Source organism: Mesorhizobium sp. CA15, from assembly GCF_020165215.1.
In the GTDB taxonomy this organism is placed as follows: domain Bacteria; phylum Pseudomonadota; class Alphaproteobacteria; order Rhizobiales; family Rhizobiaceae; genus Mesorhizobium.
Map to the genome: position 1 here is coordinate 45,134 of NZ_JAIUHQ010000012.1, position 16,802 is coordinate 61,935.

The window sequence follows — 16,802 nt, forward strand, 5'->3', positions numbered from 1 at the left end:
CCAGCTATCTGGTGATCGACAATTCGCCCGGCGCGCCCGCTAGCGAGCGTGTCGGCGACGAGGTGGCGATCATGATGATGAGGGTGAGGATGTAGGGGGCGGCGTAGAACAAATAGTAGCCTTGCGTGACGCCGACCGACTGCAGCGCCGGTCCGAGCGCTCCAGCGCCGCCGAACAGAAGCGCGGCGGCAAAGCAGCCGAGCGGATTCCAGCGCGCGAAGATGACCAGCGCCACCGCCATCAGCCCCTGACCGGACGAGATGCGCTCGGTCCAGCTGCCGGGATAGTAGAGCGACAGATAGGCGCCGCCGATGCCGGCCAGCGCGCCGCCGACGCCGGTGGCGATGAGGCGCACTGTGTTCGGGTTGAGGCCCATGGCGCGCGCGGCGTCGGAACTGTCGCCGACGACGCGCACGATGAGGCCGGCGCGGGTGTTGCGGAAGGCCCACCACAGGACCAGCGAAAGCACCGCACCGATCAGGAACAGGACGTTAACGTCGAGTGCCGCCTGCACCTGCGGAATGTCGGACCAGGCGCCGAAGGGAATGGCCGGAAGATTGGGCGCTTTCGGCTTGATGAACGGCTTGCCGAAGAAGAAGGCGAGCCCCGAGCCGAACAGCATCAGCGCGATGCCGATGGCGATGTCGTTGACTTTCGGGAATTTGCAGATCCAGCCATGGAACAGGCCGAAGCAAAGGCCGGCGGCCGCGGCGGCCAGCAGGCCGAGCCATGGCGAGCTGGTCATGACCGCGACCGCATATGCGGTCATGGCGCCGAAGACGAGCGTGCCTTCCAGCCCCAGATTGATGCGGCCGGAGCGCTCGGTGATGGCTTCGCCCAGCGAAACGAAGATGAAGGGCGTCGACACGCGGATCGCGCCGCCGAGGATGGCGAGCGGCACGCCCCAGAGGCCGATCCCGGCCGCATCCATCACGAGGCCCTCTGCCACAAATCGGGGTTGAAGGCCTTGAAACGGCCGTACAAGGTTTCGCTGAGCAGGATGACGATGAACAGCATGCCTTGCAGCACCAGGACAGTGGCGTCGGGCAGGTCCATGCGGCGCTGGATCAGCCCGCCGGACGCGTCGATGCCGCCGAGCAGGATGGCAACCGGGATGATGGCCAGTGGGTTGTGGCGGGCGAGGAAGGCGACGAGGATGCCGGTGTAGCCATAGCCGGCGGCGAGCGAGCCGTTGGCGCTGCCTTGCACGGCTGCGACTTCCAGCATGCCGGCAAGACCGGCAAAGCCGCCCGCAAGCGCGGTAAAGCCGACGATGAGCGGTCCGACGGCCAGCCCCTGCACCTGCGCTGCCCTGACATTGCCGCCGGCGATGCGAGCGGCAAAGCCCCAGCGGGTCTTTTCGATCAGCACCCAGGAGAGCACGCAGGCGACGACGCCGACGGCAAGCCCCCAATGCACCTCCATGCCCGGAATGTTGCCGATGCGGTAGATGTCGGCGAGCGGCTGGGTCGAGGGCTTGTTGAGCGAGGCCGGGTCGCGCAGCGGCCCTTCCACCAGCTGGTTCATCAAGGCGATGGCGATGTAGGCCATCAGCAGGCTGGAAATGGTCTCGTTGACGGCCCGGTAGTGGCGGAGCGCGCCGACGGCACCGATCCAGATGCCGCCGGCGGCCAGGCCCGCCACGCCCATGGCAAGAATGACGATGAAGGAAGGCGCGCCGCTCAGCATCACGCCTATGGCAGCGGCGCTGACGCCACCGAGCACGATGGCGCCCTCGCCGCCGATGACGACGAGGCCGAGCCGCGCCGGCAGTGCCACGCACAGCGCCGCCAGCAGCAGCGGCGCGGCCCGCGACAGCGAATTCTGGATGGAGAACCACGAGCCGAAGCCGCCCCGCCACATGGTCTCGTAAAGCAGGACCGGGGACTTGCCGACCAGGGCGATGAACAGGCTGAACAGCGCCATGCCGACGACAAGAGCCGCGAGCGGAATGACGAAAGCTTCCGCCCGCCGCGCGATCCATGCCAGCGCCGCCGGATATCCCTTGGCGCCGAGCAGGGCCGGCGCCTCCGCACTGCTGACCGTATTGGTCATGGTCCCCGTCTCCGCTCGGCTTCAGGCGGTCGAGCCGACGACACCCTCGACGAGATAGTCCATGCTTTCGAGCTCGATGGCGGTCTCGACGAAGGCTTGGCCTTCCGTCGCCACGACGGCGCCCTTGTTGCTCTTCAGCGGGCCCTTGATGACGGAGAAGCCGCCCTTCATCATTTCGGCCAAAGTGGCGTCGAATTGCTTGCGGGCCGGCTCGCCGACGGCGGGACCGAGCGGGCTCATCTTGACGAAGCCGTCGGCCAGTCCACCGCGGGTGAAATTGGGTAGCGGCGTGCCGGCGATGAGATCGTCGACGAACATCTTGTAGACCTTGGCCCAGTTCCACTCGGCGCCGGTGAGGTATTTTTCCGGCGCCAGCGGGCTCTGGTTGGCGTGGTAGCCACAGACGAAGGCGCCGCGGCCCGCGGCCGTCTCGACCACCACTTTCGGGCTGTCGACATGGCAGGTGATGACGTCGGCGCCCTGGTCGACCAGCGCGTTGGTGGCTTCCGCTTCCTTCACCGCCAGCGACCATTCGCCGGTGAAGATGACCTGGCAGGTGATCGCCGGATCGACCGAGCGCGCGCCGAGCAGGAAGGAGTTGATGTTGAGCAGCACCTGCGGAATGGGCTTGGCGGCGACGAAACCGAGCTTCTTCGACTTCGATGTGTGGCCGGCGACGACGCCGTTCAGGTACTGGCCCATGCCGATATAGCCGAAATAGGAGCCGGCATTCATCGGGTGCTTGGCCTTGTCCCACATGCCGCCGCAATGGCGAAACTGCACGTCGGGGAATTTCGCGCACATGGCCAGCATGTGCGGATCGAAATAGCCGAAGGAGGTCGGGAAGATCAGCGAAGCGCCGTCGAGGTTGATCATCGATTCCATCGTCTTCTGGACGTCGACCGTCTCGGGAACGTTTTCCTCCTCGACGACGGAGATGCCTTCGATGCCCTTCAGCGCGGCCGCCCCCTCGGCATGCGCCTGGTTGTAGCCATAGTCGTCCTTCGGGCCGACATAGATGAAGCCGACAGTGGCGGCGGCGGCGAAGGCACGGCTGATCGGAAAGGATGCCGAGGCGAGGCCGAGCGCGGCTCCCGCGGCTGAGGTCTTGAGCAGTTGGCGGCGGTTAAGCATGAATCTGTCGGTCATAGTGAATGCTCCCCTTTGGGACCCTTTTCCGGGTCGGTTAACATGCCGTCCAAGAAAGTGCATGCAACCGCCGTGCCAGTTTATGTCCTGGAATTTATCCAATAAAATCAGTTATCAGATCGGAGGCTTGTGCCTATGCCGGAGGCAATTGCATGCACTTTTTGCCTTGAAAGTAGCCAATTTGACAGACAGATTAAAATAGAGGCATAGAGGGCATGCCTGAGTCGAAAGGCCAACGAGTCGGCCGACTCCACGAGAAGACGCGACGGAGGAAAATTGTCTGGGAAGCGCAGCTTGATCAGGTCTGGCACGACCGTGGATCAGATGGTTCGGGCGATCGGCGACCGGATCGTCACCGGCTACCTGCGCCCCGGCGAAAAGCTGGACGAGACCTCGCTCGCCGCTCGCTTCGACGTATCACGCACCCCTGTCAGGGAGGCGCTCGGCCAGCTCAGCGCCATGGGCCTGGTCGAGAGGCGGCCAAACAGGGGCGCTATCGTCGCCGTCGTGACGCAGGAGCATCTCGCCTCGATGTTCGAGAGCATGGCCGAGCTGGAAGCGATCTGCGCGCGCTTCTCGGCCGAGCGCATGACCAGCAGCGAGCGTCGCGGGCTCGAGATCGAGCACCAGGCTTCGGCGCGGATGGTGCAGCTGGGCGCCGAGGAGGACTATGAGTATTTCAACACCGAGTTCCATAGCCGGCTTTATCGTGGCGCCCACAATGCGCATATCCACGAACTCACCGTGATGACCCGCAGCCGGTTGGCACCCTTCCGCCGCGCCCAGTTCATGCTGCCCGGACGGCTGGCCAAATCCTGGCAGGAACACGACCTGATCGTCACCGCAATTATGCGCGGAGACAGCGTGGCTGCGGGCAAGGCCGCCAGGGACCATGTCTCGATCGTCAGCGAGGCGAGCGCGGTGTTCGCGGCTGATGATCGCAAGCCAATTCGGCGGGACGTGGCCTGAAATTTGCGAACGGTCCGAAGATGCGGTGCTGCTTCATTGACCAAGAATGCCCGCGACGGCCTTCAGCCGCGGGCATCGAGAGCGTTTCCGAGAGACCTGCGGTCAAATGTTGGCGAGCAATTCGTTGACGCGGCTTTCCATGTCGGCAAGTGCGGCATCGACGTCCTTCTGGCCGGTGATTGCAGCGCTCATCTCTTCGCCCACAATGTCCTGGATTGCGAACTGGCGCTGTACCGCGGACGGCAGCGGCCTGCCGAGATCGGCGACCGCGGCAATGGTATTGCGATGCGGCAGTGCCTTGAAGGCGTCCGAGGCGATGATGGCTTTGTAGGCCGGCAAGTGGCCGGTGCGCGACCAATCGAAGTCATGGTCGGCGAAGAACTTCAGGAACTTGCCGATAGCCGCGGTCTGTTCGGGTGTGCGGTCCTTCTGCGAGACTGCCCAGGTGTGGCCATCGGCATATTGCGCATGGGCGCCGGCAAATAGCTGCGGATACGGGTAGACTGCATAGCCGCCCTTGTTGAGGGCCGTGCCCTTGGTTTCGGACTGGGCGTTGTTGTCGCCGACGACCCACGTGCCGTTGAGCTGCACGCCGCCTCCACCGGCAAGGAAGGCGTTGATCGCGCCGCCATAGTCGAGGTCCTTGGTGGTGTAGTCCTTGTCGAAGATCGCCTTGTACATCTCGACGACCTTCTTGGCTTCCGGCGTGTTCAGCTTCACATGCTTTGGATCGGCGAAGAAATCGGAATTCTGCTGGAAGAGATAGGTGTAGAGATTGCGCGTGTAGAGCGCGGTCTCATTGGCCAGGTTCTGAACGAAGTAGGGCTTGCCGGTCTTCTGCTTGAACTGTTCGGCCTGGGCGAGCAGCTCCTCTGGCGACGTCGGAAGGATCGGCGTGCCGTCGGTTTTGACGAGGCCGGCCTGTTTGAAGAGATCCATGTTGATGTGATAGAGCATCGTCCAGCTGTCGATCGGCAGGCCATAGATCTTGCCGTCCTTGGTGGCGCCGTTGCGCGCCGCGTCCGTGAAGGAATCGGGTGTGACGCCGACGGACTTCAACAGATCGTCAAGCGGCATCAACAGCCCCTTGGACTGGTAATCCGAAAGCGCGGATTCATGAATCGTGACGATGTCGGGAGCCTCGCCCGAAGCAAACTGTGCGGTCAGCTGGTCATAGCCCGGCCATTCCACAGTGCTGACGCTGACGTGGACATCGGGGTTGTCGGCATTGAACTTGTTGATCAGCGAGGTGATGATGCCGCATTCGCCTACTGCCTTGGCGACATCGGTGTTGGTGCCGAAATCGGCATCGCAGGCACCGAAAAACCGCTGCACCGTCAATTCCGTCGCTGCAAGGCTCGGGCTTGCGAGCATCAGCACGCCCGCCGAGACCGCTGCAAACAGGACTTTCTTCATTTTCATATCAGTTCCTCCTCCTGAGTCTGCGCCACTCCACGCTGGACTGGCTTCATGCTTCAATCGCTGCGACGCACTCCGTCAGGCAATCTCGTCATCGCACCGCGGCGCCCGAGACGGCCGTGACGATGTATTTCTGGAAAAACAGGTAGACGATCAGGATCGGCGCGCCGGCGAACACCGCCTGCGCCATCAAGAAGCCGATGCCTTCCGACTGGGCGAAATTGGTCTGTGTCGAGGCCATGCCGACCGTCAGCGTGTACATATCCTTCTTGGTTGCCGAGATCAGCGGCCACAAGTAATCGTTCCACGCGCCGAGGAAGGTGAAGATGCCGAGGGTTGCCTGGGCGGGCACCGTGAGCGGCAAAAGAACCTTCCAGAACGTCCTGAACCGGCTGGCATTGTCCAGCATGGCGGCTTCGTCCAGCTCCTTCGGGATGGCCTTGAAATACTGCGTCATCAGGAAGACGCCGAAAGAAGCCGACAGGCCCGGGAGAATGAGCCCGTGATAGGTGTTGTGGAAGTTCAGCATGCTGAAGATCTGGTGGCGGGCGACAAGCACGGCCTGTTCCGGAACCGCCAGGCCGAAGAGGACGATCACGAACAGGATGTTTCGGCCGGGGAAATTCAGCCGTGCAAAGCCATAGCCGGCAAGCGATGACAGGATCAGCGTTCCGAGCGTCAATCCTCCGGAGACGATGATGCTGTTGAGCACCCAGACGAACACCGACGAGGTGCCGATGGTGTTGATGTAGTTCTTGAGCGTATAGGGCGACTGAAACACCGAATTCGGATTTGCCATCAGCGCGGCATTTTCCTTTAGCGACAGGCCGATAACCCACAGAACCGGCGCGACCATGACCAGGGAAAGCAGGATGACCAGAGCCAGCAACACGCGGTCGCCGAATGCGCGTCCCTTGATGGAGATGGCTGGAGCCCTCATGCCTGACCCGCCTTGTTGCGCGTGACCAGGTACTGGGCCATGGCCGCCATCAGGATCAGGATGAACAGCACCTCCGAAGCCGCGGCACCCATGCCGAGATCCCAGCGACGGAACGCGGTGTCGTAGATGTAGAGCACGATCGGCTTGGTCAGGTTGTTCGGACCGCCGCGTGTCATCAGCCAGGCCTGGCCGAACAGCTGGAACTGCAGCACGATCTGGACGATGACCACCAGGACGAAGGTGCGTTTGATCGACGGCAGCGTAATCGAGCGTAACGTCTGCCAGCGATTGGCATTGTCCAGGGCTGCCGCTTCGTAAATATCCTGCGGAATCTGCTGGAGGGCGGAGAGAAAGAGCATCATCGGCAGGCCGATGCACCACCAGACGGTAGCAATGGCGATGCCGATCATCGCCAGGCTGGGATCGGAAATGAAAGCCGGGGCGGTTGCGCCGAACCATCCGTAGATCGTCGACAGAAGGCCGACATTCGGAATGAACACGATGCGCCAGATCAGCGTGACGATCGTGACCGACAGCACGGAGGAAGAAAAGAACAGGGTCCGCAGCACCGCGGCGGTGCGCGTGCGGCGGTTGAGGCAAAGCGCGAGAAAAAGACCGATCAGTGCCAGGGTCGGCACCGTCAGAAGCACGAAGTAGAAGGTATTCCAGACCGATTGCAGGAACACCTTGTCGTGAAACAGCCTGATATAGTTGCCGAAACCGACGAAGTTTCCGGATGAGAACGTGTCGGCCTTGTGGAAGCTCAGCCACATTCCCCAGAACAGCGGGACCAGCAGAAGCGTCGTGAAGAAGAACAGGAACGGCGCGACGAAAATGAAGTTTCGCCATTGCGGCGCGCAGATATCGATGCTTGCAGCTCTGTCGCCGGCGGCCGGAAGCGCGGTGCGCGGCGTCGCCCGTCGGTCGTCCATGTCAGACCTCCCCCGCGTGCCAGGCGCGACCGGTCTCGCCGAACAGATGCGATTTCCGCCCGTCGAAGGCGAGCCCGACCTTGTCGCCGACCGCGACGCGGCTGTTGCCGACATCCGAGCCGACGATCTGCTGGCCGTCGCCAAGCCGGGCGTAGACCAAGGTGCGTTCGCCGAGCCGCTCAAGCACATCGACCACGCCATCGGCATTGCCCTGCCCGGCGGAAACGATGCGCACGTCTTCCGAACGGATGCCGAAAGTGTATTTGCCATCGATCGTCTGGTCGGAGGCGATCTCGGTCTGAACCGATATGCCGTCCGCAAACCTGGCCGTGGCGTTCCGGCTCGATCTGTCGAGCGTCGCCTCGACAAAATTCATCGCCGGCGCGCCGACGAAGCCTGCGACGAATTTGGTCGCGGGGCGGTCGTAGATTTCCATGGGAGAGCCGATCTGCTCGATCTTGCGATTGTTCATGACGACAATACGGTCGGCGAGCGTCATCGCCTCAACCTGGTCGTGGGTGACGAAGATCATCGTCGATTGCAGGCGCTGGTGCAGTTGGGCAAGCTCGATGCGGGTACGGGTCCGCAATGCCGCATCGAGATTGGAGAGCGGCTCGTCGAACAGGAAAGCCTTCGGCTCCTTGACGATCGCACGGCCGATGGCGACGCGCTGCCGCTGGCCGCCGGAGAGCTGGCCCGGCTTGCGCTCGAGCAGGTGCTCCATTTCGAGGATGCGGGCGCTCTCCTTTATGCGCGCGTCGATGACGTCGCGCGGCATGCCGATATTCTCAAGCCCGAACGCCATGTTGTCGCGCACGCTCATATGCGGATAAAGCGCATAGGACTGGAACACCATGGCAATGCCGCGCTTGCCCGGCGGCAGATGATCGATACGTTCGTTGTTGATGGCTATCTCGCCGGTATCGACAGTCTCGAGGCCCGCGATCATGCGCAGAAGCGTCGATTTCCCGCAGCCGGAGGGCCCGAGAAACACGATGAATTCGCGTGCCTTGATGGAGAGAGACAGATCATCCAGCACCGTCATGGCGCCGAAATGCTTGCTCACATTCCTGATCTCGATATCGGCCGTCACGTCGAGGCTCCTCCTCAGCCCATGCACGACGATGCGCCTGAAGTCAGAGCTTCAGGCGCACCATCTGGTAGGAATAGGGCGGCAGCGGCAGGCTCAGTTTGCCGCCCACCACCGACGCGCCGGTCCCCTTCCTGGGACTGACATTGCTTGGGTTCTGCGCCGAATTGACGGCTTTCAGATCAGCATGCGCCATCAGCTCATGGTCGACGATCTCAGCCGCGCCGAAGCCCGCTATGTCGATCGCGGTTTCGATTTCCTCGCTCGAATGGCGGTTGATGGCAAAGAAGGTGACATGTCCGGTTTCCGTGTCATGCACGCCGGCGACGTCGACATAGGAAACATCGCCGGCGACGGTGGAGCTGTAGGCCGGGCTTTCCACCTTGAGATCCAGCGCATTGCCGCGGCCGTAGATCGAGGCATAGAGATAAGGATAGAAGATCGTCTGACGCCATGCCGGGCCGTTGGGAACGGTCATGATCGGCGCGATGACGTTGACCAGTTGCGCCAAGCACGCGATCTTGACCACGTCGGAGCGACGGATGAAGGTGTTGAGGATCAGGCCGACCTGCAGCACGTCCTCGAAATTGTAAATGTCTTCGAGCAATGGCGGGGCGAAGGGCCAACCCTCATTGCCGCCAAGGATCTTCTTGTCCTGCTCCTTGGAATGGTACCAGACGTTCCATTCGTCGAACGAGATGTAGACCTGCTTCTTGGAGCGCTTCTTGGCCTTGATATAATCGATGACGCCGGCGACCGAGACAATGTAAGCGTCGAGCTTCTCGCTCATGGCAAGATAGTTCGGCGCGTCATTGGCTTCATTGTCGAAATACATGTGCAGCGAGATGTAATCTACCTCGTTGTAAGTATGATCGAGAACGGTCGCTTCCCATTCCGGGTATGTCGGCATCTTGGCATTTGACGAGCCGCAGACCACGAGCTCGAGCGACTTGGAGAAGGCACGCATCGCCTTGGCGGTCTCGTGGGCCAGGCGGCCATACTCGTCGGCGGTCTTGTGGCCGATCTGCCAGGGGCCGTCCATCTCGTTGCCAAGACACCAGAGCTTGACGTCAAAGGGCTCCTTGCGGCCGTTGGCGATGCGCTTGTCGCTCCACTCGCTGCCGCCGGGATGATTGGCGTATTCCAGAAGGTTGCGGGCTTCATCGAGCCCACGCGAGCCGAGATTGACGGCAAGCATCATCTCGGTGTTCGCCGAGGCGCACCAGTCGGCAAATTCATGCAGGCCGACTTCATTGCTTTCCGAAGTGTGCCAGGCAAGGTCAAGGCGCACAGGGCGCCCTTCCTTGGGGCCGACGCCATCTTCCCAATTGTAAGCGGATACGAAATTGCCGCCAGGATAGCGGACGATCGGAACTCTGAGCTCCCTGACGAGATCGATGACGTCGCGACGCATGCCATTGTCATCCGCCGTCGCATGGCCGGGCTCATAGATACCGGTGTAAACCGCCCGCCCAAGATGCTCGATGAAGGATCCATAGAGCCTGGGATCGATCTTCGAGACGATATAACGCGGATGCGCCGTAACGGCCGCCTTCATGCATTACCTCCGAGAGTATCATAAATAGTGATTTAAATCACCTTATTAGATATCAAAGGGAAACAGCATCCGTTCGTCAAGCGAAAAACCGCCAAAAGTCTGACAATTGACCGGCAGCCTCAGCCGCAAATGCAGCCAAATATTTGAAATTATTTCGCTATTTTTGAGACCCGATTTGACGATATCAACCGGTTTTGATCCTCAGCAGAATGTCCTGATCGTAATTTCCAAATCCCTTGCCGAAAATATTGATTCCGCCGGGACGCTCGGCGTCGTCCTTGACGCCGATACGGACCCGGATTGAATGATGACCCTTCAGGTCGAGGGCGGCGAGACTGGTCTCTGAAATCCTGACGCCGTCGACATAGGTGCCGTCAGCGGAAACCCGCCAGTTCTTCAGCTTGCCATATTGCGAGCCCTTGAGCTTCCACCAGGAGGGCGTGAAAACGCCGCGCTTGTCGCCGAAATCGCCAGGTGACGTCCAGGTGCCGACGTCGACGCCATTGATCGTCAGCGTGATGTCGGAGGGCCAGTCGGCGCTGGTGCCCGGCACTTCCGAGGACAGTTCCACCACCAGCTCGAGCTCGGTAATCTCGGTATTGGCGAGCTTGGCATTGTTGGGGAACTGATATTCGACGAAGCCGCGCGTGAACCACAACAAACCGGCCTTCATACGGTCCGGATCCAGGAAAGTGTTGGGCACATCGAGCAGGCCGATGATCCCGTCCGGCGAACAGAGACCGCAGGGCGCTGTGACCTCGAAGCCGGTGTAAAGCCCGATCGGCATCGATACTTCGATCGCGTCGTTCTTGACCGCACGATACTCGCTCTTGAAGACCACGAGCACTTCCTCGGCGGTCGGATAGCAGATCTTCTGGCTGCCTTTCTTCGCCTTCTGGTTCTCGGTGCGGATCAGGCCCGCATCCTCAAGCACCTGGATATTGGTCGAGACCGTCGACTGCGGCAGCGACAGCACGGAGGCTATTTCGTTGACATTCATCGGGCCCTTCTCATGCAGCAGCCTCAGCATGGAAATGCGCGCCGAAGAGGCAAGGCCCTTAAGAACGGCCATGCCCTCCTCAGGGTCGATCACCAGAAAATTGCGACTCAATGGATTGCCAGCCTATGCGATTTGCACCCGAAATCAGCTTGTATATCGGGATAATTGATTCAATCAATGCGGCGGCGGCACTCATGCACCTTTTTGGTTGAGCGGCCGCGAAGAGGCCATTTGTTCCTCGGCAGGCTTGCCGCCTCGTGCGACCTAGCCAAGCAGGACGTCGGGTGCGCCATTTACCGGCGCCGCGAAACCCTCACCCCAGCGTCTCGCGGATCGCCTGCGCCAGCCGCTCCACCCCGTCCCGCGTCTGCGCGGCATCACACGCCGCATAGCCCAGCACCAGGCCTTGCGTCGGGGCCGTGTTCTGGAAATATTTCGACAGCGGCGAGACGTTGATCGCCCTTTTTGCTGCGGCCTGGCTGACCTTGATGTCGTCAATGCCATCCTTGAGATAGCCCACCACCTGGATGCCGGCTTCGGCGGGGGAGAGTGTGATCTCATCGCGCAGGCGCTCGGTCACGATATCGCGAAAAAGCTGGCGGCGCTGGGCGTAGATGCGGCGCATGCGCTTCAGATGCCGGCTCATATGGCCTTCGGTGATGAAGTCGGCCAAGGCGGCCTGCAGCAGCAGCGGCGCGAACTGGCCGGTGGTGGAGAGCGCGTTGACGATGCGGCCGGCAAGCTCCGGCGGAAGCACCATGAAGCCGAGGCGCAGCGCCGGGAACAGCAGCTTGGCGAAGGTGCCGACATAGATGACGCGGCCGGAGCGGTCCATGCTCTGGATCGCCGGCACGGGGCGGCCCTGAAAGCGGTATTCGCCGTCGAAATCGTCCTCGATCACCCATGAATTGGCGGTCTCGGCGATGTCGAGCAGGCGCAGCCGCTCCTCCATGCGCATGGTGATGCCGAGCGGATGCTGGCAGGCCGGCGTCGCATAGATGAGGCGGGGCGAGAAGTGTGGAGCGTCGAGACGCCAGCCGCGCTCCTGGTCGACAGGGATGGGCAGGATCCTTGCGCCGGCCACGGTGAACGCGGCCTTTGCGCCGTAATAGCCTGGCTCCTCCATCCACACCGTGTCGCCGGGATCAAGCAGCAGGCGGGCCAAAAGATCGAAGGCGGCCTGCGCGCCGGTGGTGATGACGATCTGCTCGGGACGACAGCGCACGCCGCGCGCGGAATAGAGATAGCCGGCGATCGCTTCCTTGAGCGCTGGATGGCCGGTGACGTCATAGGTGCCGAACAGCGTCTCGCCGCCATGGCTGGCGCGGCGCGCAACCAGGCGGCCCCAGACGCCGAAGGGAAAGCTCTGCGCGTCCGGCATGCCGGGGTGGAACGCGACATGCCCCGGCCGGCCGTGGTGATAAGGCTGGCTGAGCAGCTGCTGGCCGCGCAGCGAGGGCTGGCGCAGCGGCACGGGCGGCTCCTCGGCCGGTGACTCGCGCGGGCCTTCGGGCAGGTCGACGATGACCGGGCGGGCGCCCTGGCGATTGGCGAGATAGCCTTCGGTGACGAGCTGGTCGTAGGCGGCGACGATGGTGTTGCGGCCAAGGCCGAGCTCGGCGGCCAAGGCGCGGGTGGAAGGCAGCTCCGAGCCGGGCGGGAGCGCGCGGCTGCGGATGATGGCGACGAGGCCGTGATAGAGCTGGCGAGAGAGATGCTCGGGGCTCGAGCGGTTGACGGCCAGCATGTCGAGCGGGAAGACCTGGGGCTTGGGGTGGGAGCGCATCGTTTATCCCCCCCCATGGATGCAATGGCAATGGCGTGCCGCGACACGCTTGTGCTGCAAGGTCGAGTTCCTTCGCCCCCCTCTCTGTCCTGCCGGACATCTCCCCCTCAAGGGGGGAGATTGGCAGTTCAGGCGTCTCGCTTTTCTTTGCGACGTCGGCGATTGGCGAAAGCCGGCGCGACATCCGATCTCCTCCCTTGAGGGGGAGATGGCCGGCAGGCCAGAGAGGAGGGCCTTGCGCCGACGATCAATGATTTCGAGGTTGCCCATCTATCCATCCTGCCACACCCGCCTCTCCGCACAAACTGGTTCCTTTATTTTCCAAAAAACTGGCCCTCGCGATGGAGACAGAGCGGCGTAGACTTCGCTCAATGACGTTGGGGCAAGACGTCGACAAGGACATGTAAGACGGGGACATGTGAGGCGCGGCGCTGGGAGGGCGTCTTGCCGAACGAAACGGCAGGGTCTCGTCCCGCCGCCAGCAACCGCAGCCATCTCCTCCCGAGACAGGACACCCCGCAGCCATCATGGCTGCGGGGCGGAAAGCGAGCAATGACGACAGTTCGACTTGGCATCAACCCGATCACCTGGACCAATGACGACGTGCCGGAACTGGGTGGCGACACGCCGCTCGAGACCTGCCTCAGCGAGACAGCGGAAGCCGGCTATGCCGGCACCGAGCTTGGCGGCAAGTTCCCGCGCGAGAGCCGTGCGCTGAGGCCCATCCTCGACCATTACGGGCTGGCGCTGGTCTCCGGCTGGTATGACGGGCGCATCTGCGAGAAGGAGGTGGACGAGGAATTCGAGGCGATCCGGCCGCATCTGACGCTGCTTCGCGACCTCGGCGCCAGGCGCGTCGTCTATGCTGATACCTCGCGCGGCCGGCATGGCGCGATCCACGATCCGATCTCGCAGCGGCCGAAGCTGATGGACGGGGAATGGAAGGCCTATGGCGCCAAGATCACCCGGCTCGCCGAGCGGTTTTCCGATTTCGGCGTCGGCATGGCCTTCCATCACCACATGGGCACGATCGTCGAGACCGACGCGGAGATCGACAGGCTGATGCACAGCACCGGCGAGGCGGTCAGCCTGCTTTACGATACCGGGCACTGCGCCTTTTCGGGCGGCGACCCGGAGCAGTTGCTGCGCCGGCACGTGGAGCGCGTCGTGCATGTCCATTGCAAGGATGTGCGGCCGGCCATCTTAAAGAAGGCGCGTGAGGCCGACATGAGCTTCATGGGCGCGGTGATGGAAGGCATCTTCACCGTGCCGGGCGACGGCGCGATCGACTATCCGACGCTCTTAAAGATCCTGGCCGACCACGGCTATTCCGGCTGGCTGGTGGTCGAGGCCGAGCAGGACCCGGCCAAGGCGCATCCCTTGACCTACGCGACGATGGGGTATCGGAATCTGAAGAGGCTGGCCGAGGGCGCGGGTTTCTACGTCCACGAGCGCAAGGCCTGAAGAAAGCATGAGGCGCCGGGGAGGGAAATGAGCTCGGTTCTGTACCAGAAGGTGGTCAAGAGCTTCGGCGCGCTCAACGTGCTGCGATCGCTCGACCTCGCGGTGCCGGACCACAAATTCCTCGCCCTGCTCGGCCCGTCGGGCTGCGGCAAGACGACGGCGCTGCGCATCCTGGCTGGGCTCGACATGCCGACCGCCGGCAAGGTCTTTATCGGCGAACGCAACGTCACCCGGCTGCAGCCGCGCGACCGCGACATCGCCATGGTCTTCCAGAGCTACGCGCTTTATCCGCAGATGACGGTCGCCGAAAATATCGGCTATCCGCTGTGGATACGCGGCACGCCCGAAGCCGGGCGAAAGGCCAAGATCGGCGAGGTCGCCGCCGTGCTCGAGATCGGCCATCTGCTCGACCGCCGTCCGCGCCAGCTCTCGGGCGGACAACGCCAGCGCGTCGCGCTGGCCCGCGCCATCGTGCGCGACCCGGCGGCCTTCCTGATGGACGAGCCGCTGTCCAATCTCGACGCAAGACTGCGGCTCACCATGCGCGGCGAGATCAAGCGGCTCTGCCAGCGCCTCAGCGCCACCACCATCTATGTCACCCACGACCAGGTCGAAGCCCTGACGATGGCCGACTTCGTCGCCGTCATGCATGGCGGCGAGCTGCAGCAGATGGCGCCGCCCATCGAGATATACGACCGCCCGGCAAACCGCTTCGTCGCCACCTTCGTCGGCAACCCGCCGATGAACATTCTGCCGGCAGCGCTTTGCGAGCAAGGCATCATCGTGGCCGGCAAGGTCGTCCCACTGGACGCCGCGCGGCTTGCTGCCTGCCGCGCCGCCTCCGTCGCCGAAATCGGCCTCCGGCCGGAGAACTGCAGCGCTGCCGGCGTCGGCACGCCCGATGCCCTGCCCGGCGAAATCTACGTCGTCGAACCGATGGGCAACGAGACGCTGGTCAATGTCCGCCTCGAAGGCGGCAACGTCTCGGTCCGGGCCGGCCGCGATTTCAGGGGCGTGGTGGGTGAAAGCATCGGCGTCGCCTTCGACCCGGCGAACGCCTGTTTCTTCAATTCGGACGGCCTGACAGCCGTCCACAGGGTCAACAACAATGGGAGAGTGACATGATGCATTCCAGCAGACTTACTCGCCGCTCCGTCATCAAGGGTGGGCTTGGCCTGGCTTTGGCGACCACCGCCCTCACCACGCTTGGCCTGCCGATGCCTGCCCGCGCCGCCGGAAAGAAGGTGATCATCGGCGCCTTCGCCGATGGCGGCCTGACGCCGTTCAAGGAAAAGATCATCCCGCTGGCCAAGGAGCAGGGCTTCGACATCCAGTTCCTCGAGGACGAATACGGTGTGACGCTCGAGAAGTGGTTCGCCGACGCCCAAAGCGGCGCCGGCCAATATGACCTTTACCTGCTCGACGACCCATGGGTGCCGCAGTTCGGCGCCGCCAACGTGCTTGAGGATCTTGGCGCCGGAGGCATCGATGGGTCGGACAAGGACTGGATCGGCGCGATGATCGACATGGGCTATTGGCCGCCGCAGAAGGGGCCGCGCGTCAAGGGCTTCGAGAACGCCAAGCCGACGTTGATCTGCGTGCCCTTCGTCGGCGACCTGCAGACGCTGACCTATCGCAACGACGTCTTCACCGGCGGTGCGCCCAAGACATGGGACGAGGTGATCGCCAAGGGCAAGGAAGGCGTCGCGGCCGGCAAGATCAAGTACCCGGTCGTCTTCCGCGGCGTTTCCGGCAACCCGATCGTCACCAGCTGGTATCCGGTCTTCCTGTCGTTCGGCGGCTCGTTCTTCGACGACAAGTGGAACCCGATCTTCAATTCGGCCGAAGGCAAGGCCTCGGCCGATTTCTTCGTCGGCACGATGAAGCAGAACGCGCCGAGCGGCGTGGTCGAGTTCGACTCCGACCAGGAGGGCGCGGCGATCCTCGGCGGGGAGGCAGGGGCGATCATCCAATATTCGGGCAACGCATTGAAGGCGGACGACCCCGCCCAGACCAAGGTGGCCGGCAAGCTCGATTTCGGCGTTGTGCCCAAGCAGGAAAAGGCGATCGCCCAGATGGGCATCTTCATCGCCGGCGTGCCGAAATCAGCGCCCAACAAGGCGAATTCGATCGAGTTCCTGAAGTGGTATGTCAGCGCCGAAACTCAGGCCAAGCTCTCGGAGGCGGGCTCGATCCCGGTCAAGCGCAGCGCCTTCGGCATCGCCAAGCCCGGCAATCGACTGATACCGGTCGCCCTGCAGCAGCTCGACGCCGGCGCGCTGCCGCGGCCGCGCACCCCCGACTGGGCGAAGGTCGAGGAACTGCTCGGCATCGAGCTCAACAAGGCTTTGCAGGCCGGCTCCGGCGGCGGTGCGGCCCTGGACACGGCGGCCAAGCAGGTCAAGGACTATCTGACCACGGCCGGGTACTACTGATGCAA

General features: G+C 62.9%; 14 protein-coding genes. 4 read left to right on the top strand and 10 right to left on the bottom strand.

Annotation, left to right across the window (positions count from 1 at the left end; all coding sequences use genetic code 11):
• Positions 1-4: 4 nt before the first annotated feature.
• The 3 genes from LB515_RS19140 to LB515_RS19150 are packed head-to-tail and all read right to left on the bottom strand — an operon-like array spanning position 5 to position 3,204.
• Positions 5-931, bottom strand: coding sequence for an ABC transporter permease (locus tag LB515_RS19140; protein ID WP_224639577.1), 927 nt, complete (start codon positions 929-931; stop codon positions 5-7).
• A complete protein-coding gene (locus LB515_RS19145) occupies positions 931-2,055 on the bottom strand; it encodes an ABC transporter permease (protein WP_224708632.1) in 1,125 nt (374 codons plus the stop codon). The genes LB515_RS19140 and LB515_RS19145 overlap by 1 nt, the downstream gene beginning before the upstream one ends.
• A 21-nt stretch (positions 2,056-2,076) precedes the next feature.
• Positions 2,077-3,204, bottom strand: a complete 1,128-nt coding sequence (locus LB515_RS19150) for a BMP family ABC transporter substrate-binding protein (protein WP_224708633.1) — start codon at positions 3,202-3,204, stop codon at positions 2,077-2,079.
• A 324-nt stretch (positions 3,205-3,528) separates the two neighbouring features.
• Here LB515_RS19150 and LB515_RS19155 point away from each other — a divergent pair, with 324 nt between their 5' ends.
• A complete protein-coding gene (locus tag LB515_RS19155) occupies positions 3,529-4,173 on the top strand; it encodes a GntR family transcriptional regulator (RefSeq protein WP_224708700.1) in 645 nt (214 codons plus the stop codon).
• A gap of 102 nt (positions 4,174-4,275) precedes the next feature.
• On the opposite strand, the gene LB515_RS19160 is transcribed toward LB515_RS19155, so the two are convergent.
• The 7 genes from LB515_RS19160 to LB515_RS19190 form a co-directional block, all read right to left on the bottom strand.
• On the bottom strand, positions 4,276-5,589 hold the full coding sequence (locus tag LB515_RS19160; protein ID WP_411969156.1) for an ABC transporter substrate-binding protein: 1,314 nt from the start codon (positions 5,587-5,589) through the stop codon (positions 4,276-4,278).
• A 94-nt stretch (positions 5,590-5,683) separates the two neighbouring features.
• Complete coding sequence (locus LB515_RS19165; protein ID WP_224708635.1) at positions 5,684-6,532, bottom strand: carbohydrate ABC transporter permease; 849 nt, start codon at positions 6,530-6,532, stop codon at positions 5,684-5,686.
• Positions 6,529-7,464 carry a carbohydrate ABC transporter permease gene (locus tag LB515_RS19170; RefSeq protein ID WP_224708636.1) on the bottom strand — a complete coding sequence of 312 codons (936 nt, stop codon included), beginning with the start codon at positions 7,462-7,464 and terminating at the stop codon, positions 6,529-6,531. The genes LB515_RS19165 and LB515_RS19170 overlap by 4 nt, the downstream gene beginning before the upstream one ends.
• Before the next feature lies 1 nt (position 7,465).
• A complete protein-coding gene (locus LB515_RS19175) occupies positions 7,466-8,557 on the bottom strand; it encodes an ABC transporter ATP-binding protein (RefSeq protein WP_224631589.1) in 1,092 nt (363 codons plus the stop codon).
• A gap of 43 nt (positions 8,558-8,600) precedes the next feature.
• Entirely contained in the window at positions 8,601-10,112 is a 1,512-nt protein-coding gene (locus tag LB515_RS19180) for an alpha-N-arabinofuranosidase (RefSeq protein ID WP_224708637.1), read from the bottom strand.
• 184 nt (positions 10,113-10,296) lie between these two features.
• The gene (locus LB515_RS19185; protein ID WP_140545631.1) at positions 10,297-11,223 is read right to left on the bottom strand and encodes an ArsR/SmtB family transcription factor; all 927 of its coding nucleotides are present in this window, start codon (positions 11,221-11,223) and stop codon (positions 10,297-10,299) included.
• 202 nt (positions 11,224-11,425) lie between these two features.
• Positions 11,426-12,898 (bottom strand): PLP-dependent aminotransferase family protein, encoded by a 1,473-nt coding sequence (locus LB515_RS19190; RefSeq protein ID WP_224708638.1) that lies wholly within the window; start codon positions 12,896-12,898, stop codon positions 11,426-11,428.
• 552 nt (positions 12,899-13,450) lie between these two features.
• Here LB515_RS19190 and iolE point away from each other — a divergent pair.
• From iolE to LB515_RS19205, 3 genes are read left to right on the top strand one after another with little or no spacing between them, the layout of a single operon-like run.
• On the top strand, positions 13,451-14,362 hold the full coding sequence (iolE, locus tag LB515_RS19195) for a myo-inosose-2 dehydratase (protein WP_224708639.1): 912 nt from the start codon (positions 13,451-13,453) through the stop codon (positions 14,360-14,362).
• Between the two features lie 27 nt (positions 14,363-14,389).
• Positions 14,390-15,487, top strand: a complete 1,098-nt coding sequence (locus tag LB515_RS19200) for an ABC transporter ATP-binding protein (RefSeq protein ID WP_224708640.1) — start codon at positions 14,390-14,392, stop codon at positions 15,485-15,487.
• Entirely contained in the window at positions 15,484-16,797 is a 1,314-nt protein-coding gene (locus LB515_RS19205; protein ID WP_224551448.1) for an extracellular solute-binding protein, read from the top strand. Before LB515_RS19200 ends, LB515_RS19205 begins: the two co-directional genes overlap by 4 nt.
• Positions 16,798-16,802 lie beyond the last annotated feature (5 nt).

Coding starts and splice junctions, on each gene's coding strand:
- LB515_RS19155 (WP_224708700.1), top strand. CDS start 3,529: ATGGTTCGGGCGATCGGCGACCGGATCGTCACCGGCTACCTGCGCCCC.
- LB515_RS19190 (WP_224708638.1), bottom strand. CDS start 12,898: ATGCGCTCCCACCCCAAGCCCCAGGTCTTCCCGCTCGACATGCTGGCC.
- LB515_RS19145 (WP_224708632.1), bottom strand. CDS start 2,055: ATGACCAATACGGTCAGCAGTGCGGAGGCGCCGGCCCTGCTCGGCGCC.
- LB515_RS19160 (WP_411969156.1), bottom strand. CDS start 5,589: ATGAAGAAAGTCCTGTTTGCAGCGGTCTCGGCGGGCGTGCTGATGCTC.
- LB515_RS19200 (WP_224708640.1), top strand. CDS start 14,390: ATGAGCTCGGTTCTGTACCAGAAGGTGGTCAAGAGCTTCGGCGCGCTC.
- iolE (WP_224708639.1), top strand. CDS start 13,451: ATGACGACAGTTCGACTTGGCATCAACCCGATCACCTGGACCAATGAC.
- LB515_RS19165 (WP_224708635.1), bottom strand. CDS start 6,532: ATGAGGGCTCCAGCCATCTCCATCAAGGGACGCGCATTCGGCGACCGC.
- LB515_RS19150 (WP_224708633.1), bottom strand. CDS start 3,204: ATGACCGACAGATTCATGCTTAACCGCCGCCAACTGCTCAAGACCTCA.
- LB515_RS19180 (WP_224708637.1), bottom strand. CDS start 10,112: ATGAAGGCGGCCGTTACGGCGCATCCGCGTTATATCGTCTCGAAGATC.
- LB515_RS19170 (WP_224708636.1), bottom strand. CDS start 7,464: ATGGACGACCGACGGGCGACGCCGCGCACCGCGCTTCCGGCCGCCGGC.
- LB515_RS19140 (WP_224639577.1), bottom strand. CDS start 931: ATGGATGCGGCCGGGATCGGCCTCTGGGGCGTGCCGCTCGCCATCCTC.
- LB515_RS19205 (WP_224551448.1), top strand. CDS start 15,484: ATGATGCATTCCAGCAGACTTACTCGCCGCTCCGTCATCAAGGGTGGG.